This is a genomic window from Citrobacter sp. CK180, assembly GCF_030333655.1.
GTDB classification, from domain to species: Bacteria; Pseudomonadota; Gammaproteobacteria; order Enterobacterales; family Enterobacteriaceae; genus Citrobacter_B; species Citrobacter_B koseri.
The window spans coordinates 220,189-239,552 of record NZ_JAOWFM010000051.1 but is presented as its reverse complement, the minus strand read 5'-3'; the positions used below and the strand labels follow the sequence as shown (position 1 = coordinate 239,552).

At 52.0% G+C, this 19,364-nt stretch carries 25 protein-coding genes; 5 read left to right on the top strand and 20 right to left on the bottom strand.

Annotated elements, in window-relative coordinates:
* The coding region (locus OGV50_RS13745; protein WP_286488534.1) for an ATP-binding protein at positions 1-312 on the top strand (312 nt) is incomplete at its 5' end.
* A 216-nt stretch (positions 313-528) separates the two neighbouring features.
* Entirely contained in the window at positions 529-963 is a 435-nt protein-coding gene (locus tag OGV50_RS13740; RefSeq protein ID WP_046494162.1) for a PcoE/SilE family metal-binding protein, read from the top strand.
* A 132-nt stretch (positions 964-1,095) separates the two neighbouring features.
* Here OGV50_RS13740 and OGV50_RS13735 read toward each other — a convergent pair whose 3' ends face one another.
* Positions 1,096-1,350 (bottom strand): type II toxin-antitoxin system ParD family antitoxin, encoded by a 255-nt coding sequence (locus OGV50_RS13735; protein WP_046494160.1) that lies wholly within the window; start codon positions 1,348-1,350, stop codon positions 1,096-1,098.
* A 283-nt stretch (positions 1,351-1,633) separates the two neighbouring features.
* On the opposite strand from OGV50_RS13735, the gene OGV50_RS13730 reads away from it, so the two are divergent.
* Positions 1,634-2,146: a hypothetical protein gene (locus tag OGV50_RS13730; RefSeq protein WP_046494158.1), complete on the top strand. Its 513-nt coding sequence runs from the start codon at positions 1,634-1,636 to the stop codon at positions 2,144-2,146.
* A gap of 34 nt (positions 2,147-2,180) precedes the next feature.
* Here OGV50_RS13730 and OGV50_RS13725 read toward each other — a convergent pair whose 3' ends face one another.
* The 3 genes from OGV50_RS13725 to OGV50_RS13715 all read right to left on the bottom strand — a co-directional run bounded on the left by OGV50_RS13725 (position 2,181) and on the right by OGV50_RS13715 (position 4,767).
* The gene (locus OGV50_RS13725; protein WP_046494155.1) at positions 2,181-3,314 is read right to left on the bottom strand and encodes a DUF3800 domain-containing protein; all 1,134 of its coding nucleotides are present in this window, start codon (positions 3,312-3,314) and stop codon (positions 2,181-2,183) included.
* A 166-nt stretch (positions 3,315-3,480) separates the two neighbouring features.
* Complete coding sequence (locus tag OGV50_RS13720; RefSeq protein ID WP_046494153.1) at positions 3,481-4,254, bottom strand: hypothetical protein; 774 nt, start codon at positions 4,252-4,254, stop codon at positions 3,481-3,483.
* A 12-nt stretch (positions 4,255-4,266) separates the two neighbouring features.
* On the bottom strand, positions 4,267-4,767 hold the full coding sequence (locus OGV50_RS13715) for a HEPN family nuclease (RefSeq protein ID WP_046494152.1): 501 nt from the start codon (positions 4,765-4,767) through the stop codon (positions 4,267-4,269).
* A gap of 208 nt (positions 4,768-4,975) precedes the next feature.
* Here OGV50_RS13715 and OGV50_RS13710 point away from each other — a divergent pair, with 208 nt between their 5' ends.
* Both OGV50_RS13710 and OGV50_RS13705 read left to right on the top strand, forming a co-directional pair.
* Positions 4,976-5,587 (top strand): DNA-binding protein, encoded by a 612-nt coding sequence (locus tag OGV50_RS13710; protein WP_046494150.1) that lies wholly within the window; start codon positions 4,976-4,978, stop codon positions 5,585-5,587.
* A 170-nt stretch (positions 5,588-5,757) separates the two neighbouring features.
* Positions 5,758-6,039, top strand: a complete 282-nt coding sequence (locus OGV50_RS13705) for a hypothetical protein (protein WP_046494148.1) — start codon at positions 5,758-5,760, stop codon at positions 6,037-6,039.
* Between the two features lie 44 nt (positions 6,040-6,083).
* Here the strand turns inward: OGV50_RS13705 and OGV50_RS13700 are convergent, their stop codons facing one another.
* The 16 genes from OGV50_RS13700 to OGV50_RS13625 all read right to left on the bottom strand — a co-directional run bounded on the left by OGV50_RS13700 (position 6,084) and on the right by OGV50_RS13625 (position 19,318).
* On the bottom strand, positions 6,084-7,628 hold the full coding sequence (locus tag OGV50_RS13700; RefSeq protein WP_046494146.1) for a conjugal transfer protein TraG N-terminal domain-containing protein: 1,545 nt from the start codon (positions 7,626-7,628) through the stop codon (positions 6,084-6,086).
* A 10-nt stretch (positions 7,629-7,638) separates the two neighbouring features.
* Positions 7,639-7,977 carry a hypothetical protein gene (locus OGV50_RS13695; protein WP_046494144.1) on the bottom strand — a complete coding sequence of 113 codons (339 nt, stop codon included), beginning with the start codon at positions 7,975-7,977 and terminating at the stop codon, positions 7,639-7,641.
* A 1-nt stretch (position 7,978) separates the two neighbouring features.
* Complete coding sequence (locus tag OGV50_RS13690; RefSeq protein WP_046494142.1) at positions 7,979-9,373, bottom strand: integrating conjugative element protein; 1,395 nt, start codon at positions 9,371-9,373, stop codon at positions 7,979-7,981.
* A gap of 11 nt (positions 9,374-9,384) precedes the next feature.
* Positions 9,385-10,356 carry a TIGR03756 family integrating conjugative element protein gene (locus OGV50_RS13685; RefSeq protein ID WP_064373805.1) on the bottom strand — a complete coding sequence of 324 codons (972 nt, stop codon included), beginning with the start codon at positions 10,354-10,356 and terminating at the stop codon, positions 9,385-9,387.
* A complete protein-coding gene (locus tag OGV50_RS13680; protein ID WP_046494138.1) occupies positions 10,353-10,760 on the bottom strand; it encodes a TIGR03757 family integrating conjugative element protein in 408 nt (135 codons plus the stop codon). Before OGV50_RS13680 ends, OGV50_RS13685 begins: the two co-directional genes overlap by 4 nt.
* Before the next feature lie 266 nt (positions 10,761-11,026).
* The gene (locus OGV50_RS13675; protein WP_032676588.1) at positions 11,027-11,434 is read right to left on the bottom strand and encodes a hypothetical protein; all 408 of its coding nucleotides are present in this window, start codon (positions 11,432-11,434) and stop codon (positions 11,027-11,029) included.
* Complete coding sequence (locus tag OGV50_RS13670; RefSeq protein WP_046494133.1) at positions 11,431-14,247, bottom strand: conjugative transfer ATPase; 2,817 nt, start codon at positions 14,245-14,247, stop codon at positions 11,431-11,433. The genes OGV50_RS13675 and OGV50_RS13670 overlap by 4 nt, the downstream gene beginning before the upstream one ends.
* Positions 14,247-14,663, bottom strand: a complete 417-nt coding sequence (locus tag OGV50_RS13665) for a TIGR03751 family conjugal transfer lipoprotein (RefSeq protein WP_115190217.1) — start codon at positions 14,661-14,663, stop codon at positions 14,247-14,249. Before OGV50_RS13665 ends, OGV50_RS13670 begins: the two co-directional genes overlap by 1 nt.
* A complete protein-coding gene (locus tag OGV50_RS13660) occupies positions 14,647-14,910 on the bottom strand; it encodes a DUF7446 family protein (RefSeq protein WP_306464055.1) in 264 nt (87 codons plus the stop codon). Before OGV50_RS13660 ends, OGV50_RS13665 begins: the two co-directional genes overlap by 17 nt.
* A gap of 11 nt (positions 14,911-14,921) precedes the next feature.
* The gene (locus OGV50_RS13655; protein ID WP_042999115.1) at positions 14,922-16,448 is read right to left on the bottom strand and encodes a TIGR03752 family integrating conjugative element protein; all 1,527 of its coding nucleotides are present in this window, start codon (positions 16,446-16,448) and stop codon (positions 14,922-14,924) included.
* Positions 16,445-17,344 carry a TIGR03749 family integrating conjugative element protein gene (locus tag OGV50_RS13650; protein ID WP_046494127.1) on the bottom strand — a complete coding sequence of 300 codons (900 nt, stop codon included), beginning with the start codon at positions 17,342-17,344 and terminating at the stop codon, positions 16,445-16,447. Before OGV50_RS13650 ends, OGV50_RS13655 begins: the two co-directional genes overlap by 4 nt.
* Complete coding sequence (locus OGV50_RS13645; protein ID WP_000086096.1) at positions 17,341-18,000, bottom strand: PFL_4703 family integrating conjugative element protein; 660 nt, start codon at positions 17,998-18,000, stop codon at positions 17,341-17,343. The genes OGV50_RS13650 and OGV50_RS13645 overlap by 4 nt, the downstream gene beginning before the upstream one ends.
* Positions 17,997-18,377: a TIGR03750 family conjugal transfer protein gene (locus OGV50_RS13640; protein ID WP_000268263.1), complete on the bottom strand. Its 381-nt coding sequence runs from the start codon at positions 18,375-18,377 to the stop codon at positions 17,997-17,999. Before OGV50_RS13640 ends, OGV50_RS13645 begins: the two co-directional genes overlap by 4 nt.
* A gap of 9 nt (positions 18,378-18,386) precedes the next feature.
* The gene (locus OGV50_RS13635) at positions 18,387-18,752 is read right to left on the bottom strand and encodes a TIGR03745 family integrating conjugative element membrane protein (RefSeq protein WP_000673116.1); all 366 of its coding nucleotides are present in this window, start codon (positions 18,750-18,752) and stop codon (positions 18,387-18,389) included.
* 12 nt (positions 18,753-18,764) lie between these two features.
* On the bottom strand, positions 18,765-19,010 hold the full coding sequence (locus OGV50_RS13630) for a TIGR03758 family integrating conjugative element protein (RefSeq protein WP_001251235.1): 246 nt from the start codon (positions 19,008-19,010) through the stop codon (positions 18,765-18,767).
* Positions 19,001-19,318, bottom strand: coding sequence for an integrative conjugative element protein, RAQPRD family (locus OGV50_RS13625; RefSeq protein ID WP_001216596.1), 318 nt, complete (start codon positions 19,316-19,318; stop codon positions 19,001-19,003). The genes OGV50_RS13630 and OGV50_RS13625 overlap by 10 nt, the downstream gene beginning before the upstream one ends.
* Between the last annotated feature and the right edge of the window lie 46 nt (positions 19,319-19,364).

The window sequence follows — 19,364 nt, the reverse complement described above, 5'->3', positions numbered from 1 at the left end:
GCTTTCAGTAACCTGCTTTCCAATGCAATCAAGTATTCTCCCGATAACACCTGTACAGCGATACACCTTGAGCGTGACAGTGACTGTGTGAACGTGATGATTACGAATACGATGTCTGGCCCGGTTCCCGCTAATCTGGAACGCCTGTTTGACCGGTTCTATCGCGCAGACTCATCTAGGGTCCACAACACGGAAGGCGCGGGGCTGGGATTATCAATTACAAGGTCGATCATTCATGCTCACGGCGGCGAGCTGTCAGCAGAACAGCAGGGGCGGGAAATTGTGTTCAGTGTGCGTCTGTTAACGGATTAATACTGTTATTCAGGAAAAATCCGGAAGGTGACAAAAATGTCATCATTTAGTCACGCGATAAACAGAGGCGGTTTTTTATAATCAGTCATAAATCAGGAGCAACGTGATAATTCAATCGCCCGGTTCCTGGCGTGATGATTAACCAGCCCTGAGATCAAATGCTTTCTCTGTTATAAGCATTGATTGTTCGGGTATGAAAACACCGGAGACCCAACCATGAAAAAAATTCTTGTATCCTTTATTGCCATGATGGCTGTCGCTTCATCTGCCTGGGCTGCAGAGACAATGAACATGCATGACCATGTAAATAATGCCCAGGCGCCTGCCCATCAGATGCAGTCATCCGCTGAAAAAAGTGCAGTTCAGGGGGAGAGCATGAAAATGATGGATATGAGCGGTCACGATCAGGCCGCTATGTCCCATGAAATGATGCAAAACGGCAATTCTGCCGCCCATCAGGACATGGCTGAAATGCATAAAAAAATGATGAAAGCCAAACCTGAGAACACCCAAGAAACTGCTAAGCCATTTTCCGAAATGAGCGAGCATGAGAAAGCCGCTGTTGTGCATGAGAAGGCGAATAATGGCCAGTCTTCCGTTATTCATCAGCAACAGGCGGAAAAGCATCGCAGCCAGATCACCCAGAATTAACCCGCAGCTCCACTTGTCAGACCCTCATTTGACGCCGAAGTCACTGGCTTACGCTCCCGTCCGGGAGCGTTTTTTTATATATGCATCCGCCTGGACAACTCCGAACTGTCTAAAGCTGTAGTCCCAGATAACTTACAGGTCTTCTTCTCTTTTCGCATCAGCTCGATCCCTTTCATTTTCCGCCCTGGCACTGGCGTTTTTCAGGAATGCATCCTTGTTCCATGGTTTCGCCTCGCCGCTGCTGATCCCTTCGGCCAGCAGATCGCGCAGCAGACGCAGCGCGTCACGCATAACCTCGCTCTGGATTCGGTAATCACCGGCCTTAACCTGGGAATCGATGAATTCACGCAGCTCATCACCCACGTCCACGGTCATCGTACGGGCCATAACCCCTCCGTTTTTCAATGTAAGATTTATTCTTACATCAGTAGATTATTTTACTCTCCTGGTTCCACCTCCGCCATTTTAGTCAAAACAACGCAGCAGTAGTCTGGAGATCCGACTTATACTTTTTTCGGATCTCAGGGGAGAAAACTGAAGGGAAATCCAAATGCATATATCAATTAAAATATCAATACCAAAAACAACGAATAGCACTTTTTGCACTCACGGATAGCACTAATTGCTAAAACGAGGTATATTTGCGTCATCGGCTGCTTCGGGTGGCCTCATGACCATCTTTAAGGAGAATATTGTGGACACAAGTCTGATTGGACCGATCCTTACGGCGCTGCTTGCCGCTGCGGGGTTCTACTGTAAGTTTTGGTTTACGCGTTATCAGGCCTCCCGTGATCAGGCCCAGAAAGTCAGCCGGACGATCGAGGATGTCCTGAGCAATATGGCCGCGCTGTTCGGACAGAAGAAACCTGCCCGGATACTGAGAGAGGAATTTTCCGCTGTTATTGCGCCGCTTCATCAGGAAATGCGCAGCCTTGACGATATGACGTCCCGTCTGCCGCTGAAATGGCTGCAGCGCGAACAGCGCCACGTTCTTTATCATGCCCGATGGCTGCAGCGGTATCTGGATTCGCGCAGGGGCGGCAGTGACGGGGACTTTATCCTGCTATTGCACGATGTGGCGATGGGGACCGATTATCAGGTTGCTGACATTCTGGCATCGCAGCATGACTGTAAGCGGCGTCGTGGATCACAGCTGCCGGTTAACCTGAAAACCTGCCCCTGAGAGGGGGCAGTTGAAAGCAGATAACTATCCGGCATCAGTCGGGTGATCCCGACACCACATATGGCATGCGTCTGGCTTCATCAAAGTCCCGCAGTTCCTGCGCCTGCCTCATGATCTCTGCGCTTGGTACCGGGAGTTTACCCAGGAGTTCCATAAATCGACTGGCAACCGACTGGATTGACACGCTGTTGGTCCTGGCTGTTTTCAGATTGGTATAAACAAGGCGGGAAAGTGGCTTTGTCAGCGCCTTGTCTTCCATGAATCGCTTGAATGTCCAGAGATAAATATCTACCAGCTCCAGACCTGCACTCTTGGTACCGGACTGGAATACAAGTGGTTCAGCCGGCATATTTTTCATGTTCATAACAGGTAATCCGGGCCCCAGTTCCCAGGGCATCTCCCGTATCTGGTAGTAAAACTCGTTAAGTTCACGCTGGGTGGTGTTGAACTGTGACTGCTGGTCAACAATGATACTGGCCTTTCTTTCTGGTGCCCCCAGGCGGGAACAGATCCCGTGCAATACGGACTGAAAGCCAATCATATTGGGCATAATCCGCAGCCTTTCCTTGTTGGTTTTACAGTTATAGCCCAGCTGTTCAAAATTGGCTGACGCCCAGTTCAGGGCATCGGTGATCAGCTGCTTCGACCGGTGGTCCAGCGCGCTGGCTGCCGTCCTGCTGATCAGTTCATCACTGACGGTACAAAAAAGTTCCGACGCCCGCTCATCATGCGCCTCCAGCCTTGCCGTCCATGCGTTTGAAGCAAGTTCATCATCAAACAGGCTGGCCAGATTCAGCAGCAGGGGGTAGCGCAGAGGGGTCCAGTATGCAGACCAGGGAACGGCTGGATTCATTCCCTGATCAAATACCTGGTCGAAGAACGAAATAATGGCATGATCGCGCTTTACTACCTGCCAGATGTCAAACCGTATCCGGTGCTTTTTCTGCAGAACCAGCAGCGTATCCACAAGGTCAGAAAGGCGGTGCAAGCCCAGTTCCGCAGCGTGCAGGCGCTGCACGCCAAGCGTTTTGCGTAATACGGCAAGATCCGCTTCAGCAACCTTATCCAGATTAGCATCAGACGACAGCACTCCGTAGGAGAGGACTGGCTGGGTTTTGTCAAAAAGGTTTCGGCCAGTCTGGCCTGTTTCATCCACATAAAAGTGCATTCAGAGATCCTTTACCAGGCAGTAGGAAGGGAAACGGCATAATCCTGGTCAATGTAAAACCTTTCTGCAGCCAGCTGCAAGTGATCCGCTTAAGGCTTTAATGACCTCAATACTGGGTTCACGGCAACGAACAAACGGGCCGGATCACAGACCCGTTTTTTAGAGATTACATCTGCCCGGGCTGCAGAAACTCGATTCTGGCAATGGCCGACCTGGACACAGATTTCCCGTCACAGTCTATGCCGAAAGTTGCGTTTCCGTCCGGCGGGAGGTCACGGACTGATGTATAGGCATATGCCAGAGCCGTTTCAAGAACCCCTTTTTCATAAACAATATCCGCCTCGAACCAGACAATACAGGGATGAAGCACGCTGAGATAATGCGGTTTAAGATCGTGGCCGTATTTCTTCTGGTAGGCCTTACAGACATCCTCTACCAGCTCCGGCAGCCAGAGGTAATCATGCAGTCCATTTTCACTGGCGTTAAAATGTAATTCCCGGACTAAATGGCCATAAGGTCCCCAGTGAATTTTATCGCCGGTTCTGAGCTGAAACATCTCATCCGGGACGCCCCCCGGAACATCCCATTCCTGCAGGTGTTTACGGACCATCTCATTCGGGGCCAGGTTGAGCAGCATTTTCATGGCGAGGGATTCTGACTGATTTAGCGCCAGTAACCCCGCCGGAAAAGTATTACCGGCGAAAGTCCGGGTGCCATGAAACCACAGAGCCCGGGTGAATGGTCCCGGTTCGCCCAGTTCCGCACAGACGTAGTCTCTCAGATACTGAGGTGCATCAACCAACTGGCGAGGATTAAGCTCGTAGATACTTTCAAGATCGAGCGAAAGCAGCACTTTTTTCAGCTTTTCAGGGGGACAGGCAAACCCGGCAGATAATGTATGCAACGCCTGAGTTCGTGAGGAGCAATCGAGAATCAACATGGTGTAAATCCCTCACAAATCCAATATGTTAACAGCGGGGGCTCGACGCCGAGCCATATTGTCGAGCAGCAGGGTCGCATAATATTTCAGAAAGGGTAAAAGCTCCGGAGCGCTGAAGCTGGCGTAGACTTCTCCATCTCCCTGGGATTCCCTGAAAACAATCCAGTCTACAAGGTGTGCATCGCTGGCTGACTCTACCTGGACACAGAAATGAGCAACTGAATTCCGCATCTTATGGATCAACTCCCGCAGGTTCATTTCCGGTCCGGGCAGCTGTGACTCACGTAATCCCATTTCTGCTTTAAGTTGCCGCGTTAAACGGTCGGCAGGCAGGAAAGAGAGCGCCCTCTCTTTCGGTAACACGATAAGACCCAGAAGGCAATTCAGGGTCAACGTGTAGTTGTACTGCTCCCTGAATGGTTTGCCCAGCACCTCAATCATTTCGTTATAATGATCGATAAGCGCCAGTGTTCGCTGAACAAAATCGGTTTCAAAATCTGAATAATTTCCCATTTAACCCTCCCGTTCCGGTTCGAAAATCCACTATATCATCCGGCCAGCCTGACGGCTCAGGTACAGCATTTCCTATTAAGTGAGTTTTCGGATCTGACCACGAAAGTAGAGATGGTGCACGTTGGTCTTGTATTGTATGTATTATTTGTATTGTGTACAAACTACAGTCAGGTTAAAATGTATGCATACCTTCTTAACGGAGTATTTCATGACTAACCTGCCTGCTGACACCGTCCGTCGGATCGAGGACGCCGCCGCCGCACTCATTGCCGCCGGCAACCCGAACCCGACCAACGAACAGGTCCGCCAGCACCTCGGTGGCGGCTCCCTGTCCCACATTTCCCCGGTGATGCGGGAATTTCGGGCACGCCAGCGCGCACTGGCCAGCGAACAGACGCCGGCTCTGCCGCCAGAGCTGGCGCAGCTGCTCACCGGCCAGTTGGCCCTGTTGTGGCAGGCCGCGGTGAAACAGGCAGAAGCCGGGACACTGGCGGCCCGGGAACAGGCCGACACCGATATCGCCCGGGCCGACCAGGAGCGCGACGAGGCGCTGGCGAAAGTGACCGCACTGGAAAGTGAACTGGCGGTGCTTCGGGAGGTGGTGACCGAACGTGACCGGTTGCTCGATGAGGTACGCGGGCTGCGCGCGGAGGCGCTGCCGCTGCGCGAGCAGGTAGCCCGTCTGACCGCCACCGGCGAACACCTGGCGGCGCAGCTGCAGGACACCAAAGCGGAGCTGAAGGAAACCCGGGAGGATGGCCGTGCGCTGCAGGCAGAGCTGCTGGCCCTGGCACGCCACGACGGGAAGGCGAAGAAATGAAAGTGGAAATACAGGCCCGTGTGAAGGCCTAAGGCCTTCCGCCGCGCACTGTAGCTCGCCGCCAAGGAACGCGCCTGTGAGCCGGTGCCCTCCCCTATAGTGCTTAATAATTTGCGTGTATAGGGGATTTTTAGTAGCTTATTTATTAGACAAAATGAGGAGTCATTACCATGAGCGAGGACGGTTTCAATAAAGATGACCTGAGCAGCACCTTTGCGCGTTTCACCACAAAACGTCGCAATATCGTTTGTGATGAATCCAAGCTGAAGCGGAAAAAACCTGAGCCGGTAAAACTTTCGAGTGCAACACAAGAAATTGGTTGTGTGATTTCATCTGTGCTCGCCTCTACCTCTAAAGCGGACGTCACAAAAGACAAACAGGACCAATATAAATCTCCTATCCGTTACAGCTGGGAGAAAAAAGGTATTAACGGTGGTTCTAACAATTTTTAATCTTATGAAGCGATGGCATAACCACCGCTTCATATAGCCATCAGTTATCCTTTGCTTAATCCTGATTTAATCCCGCCTGAAGCTGCATCAATCGCCACCCCTTGAGCTTTTTTACCTGCTTCCGAGCCAGCATCCGTAGGCATTTTAGAAGCATCACTAAAGTTGTTAGCCATATTACCAATTCGAACTCCAGCCCAACTCAGCATACCAACCCAGAACATCGGAAAGACCAGGTACATCATCCCCAGTACCAGGTTCATAATCCATCCATCAGCCGTTGAGCTAAAGAAAGCCGCGAAAGGCACCGAGCTGTTTGCAATCCCCTGCTCAGCCATATTGTCATAGAGGATGGTGATCAATCTGTCATCAAGCCAACCTGCCAGTTCCCACCAGAACGTAATGAACTGAAGAGCGAATAACGCGAAGGAGATGGTAAAAATGGTTTTCGGATCGTAGGCGCTGAACATCATTAACGCAGGAATGACCGTGATTATCATCATCAGCAATAATGCCTGGATCATCGGCAGTGCCTGCTTCATTGCATCAAAACCAGGTAACGCCTCGGCCTGTTTCAGTCCAAGACCAATAGACGAGGTAAGGCGTGTAAGATTACCAACTACTCCGGTGGTTGTGTCGCTACTGCCAACAGCATAAGTGGTACCGGCGCCGGAGAGATCTGCGTTGCGTGGGCTGACAAGCCAGCGTAACGCAATTTCTTCCCACTGCTTTCCGGGGAACTGACGCTGCATCTCCTTACGTGTGTTATCACTAAAACTGGCCAGAACTCGTTTGCGAAGCCCGGAAGTACCATCGGACCACCACGTCTTACATGTTGGATATCCACCTGCACCAGTATCCGGATAGCCACTGTCCCGGCTGCTGTTGTAAGGCCACTGGCTACGTGGCGTCATAGCCGTGTAGTAGTCATAATATCCGGAAGTATTCAGGAAGTAGCTGCTACCTATCCAGCCCACGGAGTTGATGGTGGCATCACTGAGCTGGCTGTTGCTGTTTTTCAGTCTGAAATATGCTCTCGAGTAACATTGATCTGCAAATTCCTGGACCTCCTGCAACAACACAGGATCACGCAGTTTCGTGTTCTGAACGTCAAAACGCATCTGTCGCAAATTCGTACCGCATGGGATTGACGCAATCATTGCCTGCGTTGTGCCCTTCGACATCATATGCAGGAGATACCACCAAACTGGAACCTCGGCCGTACGACCGTCAAAATCGTTAACGAGTCCCTTGTAGCCAGAATTCTGTGGCGTCGGCACACTGACGCCGCACTGTTTAGCGCGCGAGCTGTCGAACTTGATTGTGCTGATATCAACCGGCAACAGCGGAATACAGCAAAAGAGCATCACAAGATAAGACACATACAGTGCATGTTCGATTCGCGGAAGGGCAAGAAGCCCTTTGTTCCCCTCGTCAGCCCCCTCCTCCCTCACTTTCAGCCAGACGCCAAGAACCCTGACCACCAGTGGCAATGCAAAAAGGCCTGTACTGCTGAGAATGCTCCACATGGCATTGTTCATTACCCAGCCAAAGAGAACGAGAAAATATTCCAGAAAACTGTTTGCGGTCATCGTCCTCTCCTTACACAGCGCTTGTCCAGGCCACATATTCCGTGGCTACCAGGAACAACACCCCCATCAGTTCCATACGCACAAGACGCGGACGCCCATCCGGCCAGCGGATTAATGCCTGTGGGCGTACCTTCAATATCCAGGCGGTAATAGGGCAGCCATAAAGAACCAGTCGCCAGGCAAACAGTCCCCATCGGCTGTCATGCAACCAGCGCCGTGTGATGTGGCCATCAGGGTCGTAAGCCATAAATACCGCTGCGATAGCAAACATGCTGGCCGTCATCAACAGAATGAGCAGCACCATAAGGAGAATGCGGCCAATATGGCCGCTGAACGGGTAAAGTCTCATATCAGTTTGCTCCGGAAGACTGAGACTGGCCCATCTGGCTGAAGCCCTGGTCCTCGTTACCGGCTTTCTGCTGCAGACGGTTATCCTGATTCCTTGTCCCCTGCCGCTCCAGTGCCGTCAGCAGGCTGTTATTGCTTATAGATTTGCGTAACTCCATCTCATTACGCAGCGCCGTCAGCTCGCGATCGAGGGCATCGATGCGGCGATCACCCTCAGCAATGGCTTCCGGCTGCTCTGCAGCATTAGGTTCGGATTCACCAGTGGTGAGCATCCTGCGCATTGTTAGCGCGGTTTCAACGGTATCGGACATCGCCAGTTCGCCGGCAAGCCGCTGAACCAGGGCCGCTTTGTCCGGATCGTCACGTAATGCCTGAATTACCCCGCGGGTGACAACCAGACTGCCGGTTTTCAGTGCGGAAAGGTTATCAGTGGTGGGCTGCAGCTCACCACTAACCAGCTTACTAAGCTGCTCCAGATTCTCTTTCGTGGCATCCTCAAGGATGGGAGAAAAGCCAGTACCAGCGACAGCACTGCCCGGCTGGTTATCGGTTCCACCACTGGTACATTCACTGGTTTCCCGGCAAGTCCTGATGGAGCGATCACCAAGCACTTTAACAACGGCCGCAGCGGCCTCTTCAGAAGATTTATAACGTTGGCATGCGGTACCATTGCAGCTCGAGGAGCCGACGCTGCTGTTACTGGTCACTGGCAAATTATTCATCATGTTATAACCAGCTTTGGCCAGATCCCGAGTGGGCTGAATTGCGGGCTGCCCCTTGCCGCCTCTTTTCTGCCCACCAACCCACGTCACGCCTTCCTCTCCAGTTGCTTTTTGCAGTTTCTGGTCGCTGGAAACCGCATCGCCGCCACTTGTGGCCACAATATCTTTGTACTCTTCAGAGACAGCTACCTGCTGCCATTTATTGCCAATGGTATAATCAGCCAGCTTCTTCGACATGCTCTGACAGTTCAACATCGCTTTATCAAAGCTCAAACCGGCCTGCAGAACGCCATTGGTGAGCATTTCATACAGCCCGGGGTTTGCGCGCTGAATAGCCATTGCCGGCATACTCATGACAGCACCAGTCGCCCCCTGAATCACATTCCCCATCAGATCCTTAAACCCGCTGGTAATACCATTCAGCTGGTTGCCAACGGTTGTTTTGATGTCGAAATTGCCACACATCAGATCACTGCTAAGGCCACCATTAATGCCTATCCTGGACATATTGTTACGACTGGGCGGGGGTGAAATAACCGAACCGCCACCAATAGAATAAAAGAGCCCATCGCTGATAGCGTTACCGCTAACTGACGCCCCCGATGAAGACAAAGAGATATCAGTTGCCATTGCCGGCAGCGAGGCAAAAATCAGTAAAAGTCCTGCTTTTTTCATGTTCTGAACCTTTATGAGAAATCGGTGCTGGAAAGGAACGTCTGGCCGCGACGTTTGCAGCAGCTGTACGGTTGCCACAATGCCCAGGCATAGTTACCGTCCTGGGCAATCTGGCCATTGGTGTCGGGAAACACTGCACAGGTCTGGGACAACTGAGGCGAAAGTCGCTGCCATTTGTGGTTTTTGGTGCCGGTATTTTCTTTTACCGGCTCGGGTGGCCAGTAACCCGGGGACTTCTGTCCCGTAAGGGGGTTGTAGACGTGGAGCTGGCCGGAGCGGGTAATGACGTCAGCGACACGCTGAACTACAACCGCTGCTGATTTGTAACTGTCTGTCTGGGTGACAAACCCGCTACGTGGATAAACGTTCCCCCACATATTGCCGGATGTGGTTTCCCCGATTTCTCGTTGCCCGGGGATGAGTGCTTCGGGATAAAGGGTCTCCGGGACACCCGTTCGCCAGACCAGAGCATCCAGTGAGCTGTTGAAATAGGGCATGAAAGGAGTGGCAGCACTGTCGCATGAATAGCCCGGCACCATACCGCCAATGACTTTTGTTGCTGGATGGCCATAGGCGTCGCCGTAATAGAAATGCAGGTTCTGCTTACGTTCCCCGGGAGCTTTCATCTCCTGACGACCGCCCCCCGTACTCACACCCGTCACACTTTCCAGCAGAGAACCTTCAGCACCGCTGGCGGCGTTACTAACTGTGGACATTTCAGTCCAGGGGTTATCTCCGGGGTTGAGGTAAGCCGATACCACAGCCTCCGGAATGAAATGTGTCACTTTCACCGAGGTTTTCACCGTGCAACCAAATGGGGTACACAATAACCAGTAGCAGATACCACTGACACGCCAGCTGATACAGTCTGTACTTGCCGCGCTGGCCAGAAGATTCGCTGTATTGACGCTGGCCATGGTGCCGGAACAAACCAGCAATGTGGCGATCGCCAGTCGACGTGGGCGGAAGGAGAAAGATTTCATCGGTTCTTCTCCTTCCAGGCAGCGAGCTGACGGGTTGCCTCGTTGACATCAGTCGTACCGTAGACAACAAAGACGTCATCAAAAACCACAGCCGGGTATTTTTCCAGGCCGAGGGACCAGGCATGAGTGACACCCGCATAAGCTTCCGCCAGTTGTTGTTGCTGCTGCCGGAAATTCGGGGAAGAGATCACTGCCCGGGCACGTTGTTCTGCAAGAACGGGATCGGCAGATAACTGACCGAAAATGTCCGCCTGTGCACGTTCGGGCGCATCGAGCTCAACAACGGAGACATCCGGACCAGGATTTGCTGCTATGGTATGAGAGGAGTCGGTATATATCACTGTGCCGGCACTGGCACCGACGGAAAGGAACAGTGCTGCCAGGCAGCAAAATGGCATTTTCATGAAAAACACTCCCTGAGTGTGAAAAACCTATTCAGGGTGCGTTCTCTTTAAGGAGGGGTCAGTAATTAATTCTGACGTGAAAAATGATAATTAATCTTGCCCTGGTAATTCATTATCTGTACGTCAGCATAAATCTCAGATCGCTGGAAATGTCATTTTTTAAATGCAGGAACTTTAATACACGCGGGCTCTTTGCCGCCCGCACCCGCAGCCTCCCCCCTTACCAGACAGCGGAAAACACACCGCTGTCTGGCAAGGTCGGAGGGTTATAAGTCACATCCGGTGTCACAGGTCACCCTGTCGATTTCCTTAAGAACCCAGAGCATATCGGTTGCATCGGGTACACAGATATTCCATCGGATACCCGACCGGTACTCCTGTTCTGCTGGCCAGAGTGTATTGCCGGTAACAGTTATCAGGATATCCAGGGTTTTCTCATGCACGTCGCTGAGGTGGACTGCAACGCAGCTGCGCCGGCCAACCCGGTGAGGATAGACCGACAGCAATACAGGCTGCTCCAGTCTCTTAACGATCTCCCCTTGCAGATGCTTAATCGACTCACTGTCAGCCACACCGACTGAGGCAGAACCCTGTGGCGGAACGGTAAAAATAACAGAGGCAATAAATGCCTTGTCCGGTACAACGATCGGCGTCGCCATAATCAGTTTTTTCATATTGTCCCCTGAATAGTGCCAATGCCACGTTTCTCATCGAGGCGGCGCGCAACGTGAAATGCGGCCTCAAGCTCCGAGCAATTTAATTCATTCATAATGGCCCGTCTTTCGGCTTTTTCCTCTTTTTCAGTCATTCCCAGCGCCAGGTACAAACTGGGGGGGACCGCACGAAACAACGCCTGTACCTTACGGGACAAAATAACTCCCTCTGTGTATTTTCTCGGAAGTTTTGTCGCGGACAACAGCATCGCCTTCTGCTCTTCTGTGAGCGTCTTAAATCGCGCTATTTGTTCAACTTCATCAGGTGGCATAACGAGGCAGATCCACCACTCCGCCATATTGAGCATTTTTTTCGCAGTGTCAGGGAAATCCTCCAGGTTCTGTGTGAACAACCACAGCCATGATCCGAGCTTACGCCACATTTTGACAATTTTGGTTGCATACGGGCCCAACAGCGGGTTAGCAGTTACAATATGCGCTTCGTCGATTGGCACAATGATATCCCGATCGCTGAACTGTTCCCTTTCTGCGATGTTGTTAATCGTATTAAGCAGCGAGATGACAGCAACGGCCATCTGAGCTTCATAGCCTTCACGCGCCAGCGTACCTAAATCAACAATAGTCACGTCTGCCTCTGGCCATTGCGCGCCCGGACGGTTAAACAACTCCCCTTCAAAACCTTCGGTAAACATGCGTAATGCTTCTGCCATCTCTTCAGCTCGCGCACGTCGCGCTGGCGTGCGTTTCTCGCGGCCGTCTTCTCCCATGCTGACATCGCGGGCAATGTTCTCAAGCGAGAACATTAAATCTTCCGGTAGCATCTGGCGGTTTTCGTCAAACGCTTTACGAGCCGCAATGAGTATCGCCTCACGAATCATACCGCGGTCGGCGCGTGTCATTCGCTCCTCTTCTGCTGCTTCACCACCGGTGATCATCAACCGCGCTGCAATCTCCATTTCACCCAGAATGTCACGTTCTTCGTCCTTGTCCTCATCATCTTCATCAATGTCAGGGAGGGCCTCTTCGCTTGTCACTAACGTCTCAGGTTTCGCCTGCATGAGCAGATGTGAATCGCCAAACGGAGCAAGTGAAATAACCTTACCAGGCTTGATACTGACACGGTGCACTGAGAGCCCCAGCGAATTACAGTAATCTCCAAACAGACCGAAGCTGTTACCCGCTTCCAGCAAAAATATACGGGGGCGGTAGATTGCCACCATCTGAGCCAGTTTATCGAGCGCAGTGGCAGATTTACCGGCACCTGTCGGCCCGAAAAGCAGCAGGTGCGCATTCTGGGTACGGTCATTTTTATTAAGTGGATCTACGGACAGGGGGCCACCACCACGATTCCAGAACGTAACCCCCGGGTGACCAGTACCGGTGTCGCGACCATAAATAGGGGCGAGACATGCAAAATGCTGTACAAACATAAGGCGCGTGTACCAGTTGTGTTTATCCATTTGAGGGTTAAAGCACATAGGTAACGCACGCATATAACTGCTGAGAGGACCAATATCGTGTTCTGGATTTATCGGTTCCATCCCACAGTTCAGTAATTTACTGCTGAGATCAAGATACCGTTTATCGAGTGTTTCCTTGTCCTGAGCCTTGATAAGCAGTGTGATGGCCGCACGGTAAAGCTTGTGTTTGTTTCCCAGGAAATTACGCGCTGTAGCAGCGTCTTCGCGAGCACGCAGGGAATCAACATTCTCCCCCATTGAATTGCGGCTAAGGCTCGCAAAACTTTCTTCAAGCTTGTCCTGAGGCTGAACCACCAGGGTCATGGCCAGAACTGTCCCTTCCGGAAGCAGATCCATAATGGCATTCACATTATCACCACGTTTTACCTCCCCCGTCAGATGACCGGTAGAAGGTGCAGTACGCAGGCGGGCAACCGGAACAGCTTTATGTGCCACATCATCAAACCACCACACACCGCTTTCGGCATCACTTCGCGGGCGGGTAAACCAGAGGCTTTCGCTGAAATCATTCAGAAGAGGCAAATCGCCCGGTGCATGATCGGAGTGTTTTGCGCAACGATACAATGTTTTCTTATCGACCCACGCCGGCGCCGGGTTGAACCAGCGCAACAGCCAACTATGGATTTGCTCGCCGTTCTGCTTTTCGCACCGGATACCGGCACCGCTCAGTGCTGCAGTCAGGCGATCGCAGACCTGTTTCAGCAGCACCTCCGGTGGCATGGGGTCACGATAAGGTGTCTCAACCCAACGGTAAACCACCATGCGCGTTCTGCGAATTTGCCCTCTCCAGGCGGCCCCTGTGACAGCCTCGTCTACAAAAAGCCCCTGTTCCACCGCCACATTTTCTAGGTGGCGCTCCTGTTCAGCCAGCCAGGCTTTCGTGAATGCAGTTCCCTGAGCTCTTGGCCTGACATAGCCTCTGATAGTATCCATATAAGTAGAGAGATCAGAGTCATCCTGGCAGAAAAACTGTACCACCCATTGGTGATCATCCAGTTCAGGGAGACTGTCCTGTAGGGCGTTCTCAGCGATATTGCAGATCTCGTCCAGACGTGTTTCCGGGCGCCCTTCAGTGCCCACAGGGATAATCTCATACACGGCCCCAACGGATACGCCATCGTCAAGCAGAATACATTCATGCTCTGGCAAATACTCACCCCAGGGAACATGATCGATAATGGAAGGTGCCGTGGAATACAGACGCGCTTCATCTGAATGAGTCAGTTGCCCTTCCCGGGTAAGCGGTTCATACCCACTGACGGAAAACGGACCGTTACCGTACTGATGAGCATCCTGAGACGCTCGACGTCGGCTAAATAAAGGGAAAGCCATCAGAGATCCTCCGTTCGCTCACCAGGCAACGCATACTGTACCTGGCTGTAGAAAGGAAAGACGGTGCTGTAGCCTGGAACCGGCGTGTTCCCGCCAGCCAGATGCGGAAAAACATACATGACCATGTCAGGATTTGGCAGACGCGGAAACGTCTGCTGAATTTCATTTTCCTGGGTGCGGCTGTAGCTGTTACTGACCTGCTGACTGATCTCACGTTCGCTGTCTGTAACTGGCCGGCGAAGTGTTGTTCTGCTCTCGTTGGTAGCATGAGTTGACGATGCACCATCGTTCCATAATTCAAGCATGGTGCTGTCGCCAGGCGGCAACATTTCCTCTTTTGACGTACTGCAACCCGAGAGGGCAAGCGATACAACGACCAACATAACGGTGGCCAGATGATTAAAACTGAGCAACATGCACCTCCGCTTCATCCGAATCACTGATGACAGCTGACAGACGAATCACTCGTCCATCAGGCAGCTGCATCTGCATTCCATTTCCCTCGCTCAGAAGCTTCTTTCCGACAGCGAGCAGGGCCTGTTCGGTGACTTCATGCCTGCTACCTTCCCATTTGCCATTATCACACCTGACAAAACCGGCAAAGAGACGGCCACCCAGTGGCGTATAGTCCACCCGATACTCGAGGTTTTTATTGTTCTGCATCTTTATCCCCATCAGTCCATGCCCGTGCTGCTACCAGCGAGGCTGAAATCGTCATATTTCACCTTGCGGCCTTTTTCTTCATAATCAATCGCCAACTGACGAGTGATATGTAAAGCCACTTTCTGTCCAGGCGGTACATAGATCGCGTCAAAAGTCTGACCATATCGCGCTTTAACCCAGTCAACGGTCTCACGCATACCGCCGGATAACGCCTTACCCAACACGGCCTGACCGGCATCCCCCGTCAGCGTAGACGTCACACCACCATAGCCATTGGTCTGGCTGGTATTCTGGTTTTCAGCCACGGCGTCCCCAGCTGCGCTGGCAGCTGCAAGTGCGGCAATGGTTGGCAGATAAGTAGAAGCGTTTGATTTTCGGGTACCTGAAATGCATGGAATGCCATTGTCATCTGATAACCAGCCAATACTGCTGTTATTCCCACCCTGGCTGTTCTGATTACCACCATTACTGCCTTGCCCCTCAGGTGAAGGAAGCGTACGAACGGTGCCATCAGTAAAAACAAAAGTGATGCTTGTTATGGCGCCGCGTACGCAGGAAAGCGTCCAGTCCCCCGTAGCGGTTCCCGAAACGATCGCCCCCTGTACATCAGGCAATTCAATGCCATTTGCCGTCAGGTTGTCTTTTCCGATCATCACTTTGAACGGGTAAGGGTCAGTCACCTTGCCATCAATGGGAATACGTCCCAACAGCGCGGTCATGGCCCGACTACCCACAAGCGTGGAGTTTTCCGGAAGGGTATAAACAGGGGCAGCATTTTTTTCAGATCCGGGAATGTTGTTCTGGACCGTTGTACTTACTGCTGACGTTGCCTGCCTGGCTGCATCACCTGCAGCGCCAAAGGAGGTGGCAAAAGAAAAACCAGTCGCGTTATTACTGTTTTTATCTGAGACAGGTCGACCATTCGCATCCGTGGCAATACCATCTTTCGGCTCAACCCATTGCAACCCGTTGCCATCTGTTTGAGATAGATTTCCCGTGCCTCCGGTCAGTCCATTGTCATAACCCAGTCCCACTGGAATATCGCTGCCTGCAACGTTACCTTTATTTCCTGCCGTTAAGCCGGAGGAGCCATTTTTGAGTTGGTCAAGAAGTTGGTTCACCTGCGAACTCAGATCAGTAACCTGAGAACTCAGTTGTGCACGTTTTTGAGCCTCTTCGGAACGAACTTGCCCCACAGCCTGGCTGATTTGCTGATCAACATTGGTGCTATTTTTTTTCAGCTCCTTATTTTCATCAGCAAGCGTTTTATTATCGCTTTCAAGGCTGTCAAGGCGCCCCTGAACCTTACGGTAACTACCAACCAGGGTACGCAAAGTATCCTGCGCGGTGTCACCTTCCACACCCAGCGCTTTGAGATCTTCTGGTGTAAGGTCCTTCAGGGCGACATTAGAGGTTTTCTGGCCTGCTTCATTTTTATCGTTTTTATCTGTACAGGATTTAACCCCAATCATGATGGCGCCCACCACTACGACGGGAACAGCAATTTTCACAAGCAGGTTTGAAGCAGGCTTTTTCATTTATGTGCTCCTCGGTTACTCCGCTTACTCTCCTTTCCTTCAGATTCGGGTAAACGCTGTTCAGCAATAAAGGCACTTTCGGGACGTCCTGTAGTAACCAGATATAGAACTGTCGTGTCTTCCGGTGTACCGGCACGCCCCAGCCAACGGTGCTGGAAAGTCGCAGTAGTAAACTGACCTTGCAGCGAACGAGGATCGAGGATGACCTTTACTGCTGATCGGTTACGCACCTGCAGCGCAATTACACTGCTGCCCTGCAGACTCCAGGCAGCCATCGGCGTGACGCTGACGGACTCAGAGGGCATAAGTGTGGTGATCCGGGGAGGAAGCTTCAGTGAAACCTGACTTACTCCCGGTACGGGCTCTACCGTTCTCAACGGTCCATACATGTTCTGTGCGGCATAACGAGTCAGGACAACGGGCAGCGGCGCATTGAGTTTTGCGGGCCTCCGGCTTTCTGCATTTGCCTCTGCCGACGACTGACGGCCGGCACTGTCCCCATCACTGCTGACCGTCTGTTTATCGGTCGCCGAAGCGGTAGCCACTTCTCCGTCGTAGACAATTTTGACAGGTTCCCGCGTGGTTTTACCGGGGGCAGCAGAAACATCAAGTAGAAGTATTTCCCCGTTTTCCTTGTTCTGAAGTTCCAGTCTCGTCACCGGAAAGGCTTCTTTCGCATCGAGATAAACTACACCTCCGGAGCTTTGAATACGCAGCTTGTCGTTGAGTGTGGGCGGAAACCCCACTCGCACGTTTTTGTTTACAAAAACGATTCGCTCCTGCCCTACAGTCAGGGGAATCTGCAAAGGTATCCGTTCCCATTTCATAAGCTCAACAGCACGAGCTCCGGCTGAGACCAGTACCAGGGTCAGCAGGATCACTGAGAATTTTTTCAATTGAATGCTCCCGACTTTTGTTCTGGCTCAGGCAAGGAGATCGCCTCAAGTCTTTGTGGCGCGCTGTCATAGCAATCCAGTGCCAGTCCAAACGGATTTCGCTCTGGGTCACCTTCCCAGCGAACCACTTTCATTGGATAACGCGCCAGGGCACGCTTAACGGGTTCGGTATGGAAATATTCGTCAGCTACCAGGTCCAGCCGTACCACCCAATGATCTTCATCAATGATGGTCACGCTGCGGTTACTGTAACCACGACGGGGGATTTCGTATACCACGCGTACACGATCGCGCAGCTCGTCATTATTCTTGCGCATCTCGGCGTCCTTATTGAGAAAATCCTGACAGGACGGCGTCAAATACGGGCTCATTTGGGCAATTTTGGCTGTGTAGTCAGCTTCCCCATTTTTCGGCCAGGAATTCAGTTGCTGAAAAATGTAAAAAGCAAAACTGTAAACCGTAGATGGCGGGACCTCCCACCATTTTCGGGTACTGCCGGAACGCAGGTCAGGTGGGTTGTGAATTGTCAGCTCCGAGGGTGCTCGCATCCATCCCAGACTGGTGACGAACAGTCCCAAAGCCAGCAAAACACAAGCGATACGTAGCGAAATAATATGATTATCGCGGGCGGTTATACCGTTACGAAAACGACTCATACTTTCCCTCCGCGCATCAACGGAACAGGTTTCGTTCGTTTAAGTTCCCACGCCCTGCTATCCAGAATCATGGTTCGGGACATACGTGCACGGCAGCGCAATTCCTCCAGACGTTGCCAGATATAATTTTCTGGCTTACCGCGCTTGTAGCTGGCAATCCAGTTGCCGCCAAAAAAAATGACCAACAGAGGCATCAGCAGCATGCACGTCGGAAAAGCCAGCCATCCGACAAAAGGAACCAGAGCTAACGGTATTGCCAGAGGGATACCGGCAATAACACCGATGACGGCCGCCAGCACAAACTCCCCGGATGTGAACCCTTTCCAGACCACGGGGGGGTTGTTCAGTCTGTCAGGGAGGAAATCAATGACGGCCATATGGGCTCCTTACAGGATATCTGAAGCTTTAGTTGCGAGGTAAATAACCAAAAGGATGAGGATGATGCCGACAACCAGATAGACCAGGAACTGAGTCCATTCCCCCTTACCACGACGGATATCGTGAAATGCGGTAATCACGGCATGCGCTACGGCAAAAAAAGCACCGACACATACGAGAAGCCCTATCGCAAGTGCCCCCATTTTGATGTAGCCCATAACGGTGTTGTAGGTTCCGCCACCGCCTCCAGATGTTGGCTGTTCAACAGCTGGCAAGTCTGCCATAGCCTGACTTGCAGTTAAGAGACCGGTAAGCAACAAATATCCCGCACGGGAATAGGCAGAACGAAAATGCCTGAAGAAAGTGAATTTCATTGAGTCATCCTTTCAGTGGAAAAACAGAAACAGGGTCAGCAGATAAAGCACAATCAGTCGAATTAGCAGCTCATTGAACTGCCTGAACGTCACTGATTTACTGACCAGGCCACGGTAGGCCTGCACCAGTGCCCATGCGCTGAAAAGGAGAACGACGATGGCGAGCGTACCGAGGATCAAGAGGTTCAGTTGCCCGGGCGTGAGGCTGCTTCCGGTGCCCGCACTCCATCCATTTAGCTGAGAGCCATTCATCGCCATGAGGGCTCCTCAGCACGGTACTGCCCGGTGACTAAAGTGGAGGGTGCTGTTGGCTGCGCGCGCGACGGCTCGAGATAAGTGGATATGCCCTGCCTCATCGTTGAGATGTCACGGGTTGCCTGCTGATAGTCGAAATAAAAGCGAGCGTCCTGATTCTGATTGGCTACGACGCGGGCGCGATCAAGGCCAGCCTGAACCTGATCCAGCTGGCGCATCACGAGTGCCAGCTCATCTTTTTCTGACGCCTGGCAGGTCAGCACCGGCAGAACGGGCAATAACATTGCCAGGATGATTGTGGTGTGACGCATTTGCGACTCTCCCTAATAACTTGTCGTCGGGAGATTGACGCAAACA

Bases quoted from the DNA above. Each gene is read 5' to 3' on its own strand.
- OGV50_RS13715 (WP_046494152.1), bottom strand. From the start codon at position 4,767: ATGGGAAATTATTCAGATTTTGAAACCGATTTTGTTCAGCGAACACTG.
- OGV50_RS13700 (WP_046494146.1), bottom strand. From the start codon at position 7,628: ATGACCGCAAACAGTTTTCTGGAATATTTTCTCGTTCTCTTTGGCTGG.
- OGV50_RS13645 (WP_000086096.1), bottom strand. From the start codon at position 18,000: ATGAGTCGTTTTCGTAACGGTATAACCGCCCGCGATAATCATATTATT.
- OGV50_RS13725 (WP_046494155.1), bottom strand. From the start codon at position 3,314: ATGCACTTTTATGTGGATGAAACAGGCCAGACTGGCCGAAACCTTTTT.
- OGV50_RS13670 (WP_046494133.1), bottom strand. From the start codon at position 14,247: ATGGCTTTCCCTTTATTTAGCCGACGTCGAGCGTCTCAGGATGCTCAT.
- OGV50_RS13695 (WP_046494144.1), bottom strand. From the start codon at position 7,977: ATGAGACTTTACCCGTTCAGCGGCCATATTGGCCGCATTCTCCTTATG.
- OGV50_RS13690 (WP_046494142.1), bottom strand. From the start codon at position 9,373: ATGAAAAAAGCAGGACTTTTACTGATTTTTGCCTCGCTGCCGGCAATG.
- OGV50_RS13735 (WP_046494160.1), bottom strand. From the start codon at position 1,350: ATGGCCCGTACGATGACCGTGGACGTGGGTGATGAGCTGCGTGAATTC.
- OGV50_RS13705 (WP_046494148.1), top strand. From the start codon at position 5,758: ATGAGCGAGGACGGTTTCAATAAAGATGACCTGAGCAGCACCTTTGCG.
- OGV50_RS13625 (WP_001216596.1), bottom strand. From the start codon at position 19,318: ATGCGTCACACCACAATCATCCTGGCAATGTTATTGCCCGTTCTGCCG.
- OGV50_RS13730 (WP_046494158.1), top strand. From the start codon at position 1,634: ATGACCATCTTTAAGGAGAATATTGTGGACACAAGTCTGATTGGACCG.
- OGV50_RS13640 (WP_000268263.1), bottom strand. From the start codon at position 18,377: ATGGCCGTCATTGATTTCCTCCCTGACAGACTGAACAACCCCCCCGTG.
- OGV50_RS13680 (WP_046494138.1), bottom strand. From the start codon at position 10,760: ATGAAAATGCCATTTTGCTGCCTGGCAGCACTGTTCCTTTCCGTCGGT.
- OGV50_RS13635 (WP_000673116.1), bottom strand. From the start codon at position 18,752: ATGAAATTCACTTTCTTCAGGCATTTTCGTTCTGCCTATTCCCGTGCG.
- OGV50_RS13710 (WP_046494150.1), top strand. From the start codon at position 4,976: ATGACTAACCTGCCTGCTGACACCGTCCGTCGGATCGAGGACGCCGCC.
- OGV50_RS13740 (WP_046494162.1), top strand. From the start codon at position 529: ATGAAAAAAATTCTTGTATCCTTTATTGCCATGATGGCTGTCGCTTCA.
- OGV50_RS13665 (WP_115190217.1), bottom strand. From the start codon at position 14,663: ATGTTGCTCAGTTTTAATCATCTGGCCACCGTTATGTTGGTCGTTGTA.
- OGV50_RS13660 (WP_306464055.1), bottom strand. From the start codon at position 14,910: ATGCAGAACAATAAAAACCTCGAGTATCGGGTGGACTATACGCCACTG.
- OGV50_RS13685 (WP_064373805.1), bottom strand. From the start codon at position 10,356: ATGAAATCTTTCTCCTTCCGCCCACGTCGACTGGCGATCGCCACATTG.
- OGV50_RS13720 (WP_046494153.1), bottom strand. From the start codon at position 4,254: ATGTTGATTCTCGATTGCTCCTCACGAACTCAGGCGTTGCATACATTA.
- OGV50_RS13630 (WP_001251235.1), bottom strand. From the start codon at position 19,010: ATGGCGATGAATGGCTCTCAGCTAAATGGATGGAGTGCGGGCACCGGA.
- OGV50_RS13655 (WP_042999115.1), bottom strand. From the start codon at position 16,448: ATGAAAAAGCCTGCTTCAAACCTGCTTGTGAAAATTGCTGTTCCCGTC.
- OGV50_RS13675 (WP_032676588.1), bottom strand. From the start codon at position 11,434: ATGAAAAAACTGATTATGGCGACGCCGATCGTTGTACCGGACAAGGCA.